Genomic DNA, 1160 nt, shown 5'->3' on the forward strand with positions numbered 1-1160 from the left:
GGCGGCGTCAATCCGCGCAATGTCGCGGCCGGCATCGATGCGGCCCTGAACGGCGGCGCGACCCCGCCCGCCGCCTTCAACCCGATCCTCGGTCTCTACGGCGCGCCGCTTGCCGCCTCGCTGAACCGCCTCTCCGGCGAGGCCGCCACGGGCGCCTCCGCCACCTCCCTCACCAGCGCCTCGACCTTCCTCGGGATCATGCTCGATCCGATGGCCGGCTCGCGCGGCGGCACGGCGGCCGCGCCGGGCTCCTCGCTCATCGAGATGGCGGATATGGGCGCTGCCCGCACGCCCGCCGCCCGCCTCGAGGCCGCCTGGTCGATCTGGACGCGGGCCTATGGCCAGGCCGGCCGCACCGCCTCCGATGCCGGGCTGGGCGCCGCCGGCACGGCTTCCTCGATCTACGGCGTCGCGGCCGGCGCGGACAAGCTCGTCGCGCCGAACCTCGTCGTCGGCTTCGCCCTCGCCGGCGGCGGCACGAGCTTCGGCCTCGGCGCGCTCGGTTCCGGCACCGGCGACTTCGCCCAGCTCGGCGCTTACGCTTCCATGCGGCTCGGCCCGGGTTACCTCTCGGGCGCCCTCGCCTATGGCTGGAACCGTTTCGACGTCACCCGCAATGTCGTGGCCCTCGGCGTCACCGAGACCTATCGCTCCGGCCCGGTCGGCCACACCTTTGGCGGCCGCATCGAGACGGGCCGCCGCTTCGCCCTCGGCATTGCCGGCGTGACGCCCTATGCCGCCGCCGAGGCCATCGCCTACATCGCGCCGGGCTATCGCGAGACCTGGGTCGCGCCCGCCACCGGCGCCTTCGCGCTGGCCTATGCCGGCCGCACCACCGGCACGCTCAGGGCCGAGCTCGGCGCCCGCGCCGACGCCCTTGTCGCCTCGGCGGAGACCGGCAACCTCATCGCCTTCTCGCGCCTCGCCTATGCCGTCCAGTCCAACACGCAGCGCGCCGCCGAGGCCCGGTTCCAGGCACTGGCAGGCTCCACCTTCACCGTCTTCGGCGCCAGGGCCTCCACCCACACCGCGCTCGCCACCCTCGGCGTCGAGGCCCGCTTCCGCCAGGGCCTCAATGCCTCCCTCGCCCTCGACGGCGAACTCGGCGACCGCCACCGATCCATCAGGGGAAGCGTCGCGCTCAGGCAGAGCTGGTAGGG

At 74.4% G+C, this 1160-nt stretch carries 1 protein-coding gene; it reads left to right on the forward strand.

Annotated features, from left to right (window positions below):
* Nucleotides 1-1158: autotransporter outer membrane beta-barrel domain-containing protein (locus JNK84_RS21630; RefSeq protein WP_293428137.1), on the forward strand; the 1158-nt coding region annotated here is incomplete at its 5' end.
* Nucleotides 1159-1160: the final 2 nt, after the last annotated feature.

This window comes from Phreatobacter sp., from assembly GCF_016793595.1.
GTDB lineage: Bacteria > Pseudomonadota > Alphaproteobacteria > Rhizobiales > Phreatobacteraceae > Phreatobacter.